The 452-nt window shown below is 67.5% G+C and carries 1 pseudogene; it reads right to left on the bottom strand.

The window, feature by feature from the left end:
• A pseudogene (locus R1101_RS29070) lies at nt 1-452 on the bottom strand (aminopeptidase N); the annotation flags it as partial.

The raw sequence follows: 452 nt of genomic DNA, 5'->3' as shown, positions 1-452 counted from the left end.
CGGCGACGATCGCGGTGATGTAGGTGGAGATCGGCTGGGTCGGCGCGAACGTCACGGTCTGTGTGTCGTCGCGCTGCACGGTGCGCTCGGCGGCCTCGTTCGACAGCACCTGCCATCGGCGCGGCGCGGTCACCACGAACGTGAACGGTGCCTTGAGGTCGGGCTGCTCGAAGCACGCGAAGACGCGGCGGGTGTCGGCCGGCTCGTACTGGGTGTACAGGTAGGTTTCGCCGTCGACGGGGTCGACGAAGCGGTGCAGCCCCTCCCCCGACCGGCTGTAACGGCCGGTCGCGACGACGGTGACGACATTGATCGCCTTCAGGCCACCGATCGCGATCCGAGCGCCGTCGTAGACGACGGGCACGAGCTCGCCGTTGACGGTCACCGACTCGACGGAATCACCGATGAAATCGAGCCAGGCCTCGTCGGTCGAGGCAGTGAATTCGAGCGTC

The organism is Rhodococcus sp. R1101 (genome assembly GCF_000278445.1).
Taxonomy (GTDB): domain Bacteria; phylum Actinomycetota; class Actinomycetes; order Mycobacteriales; family Mycobacteriaceae; genus Rhodococcus; species Rhodococcus gordoniae.
The sequence above is the reverse complement of the archived record's forward strand: the minus strand, read 5'-3'. Positions and strand labels throughout refer to the sequence as shown.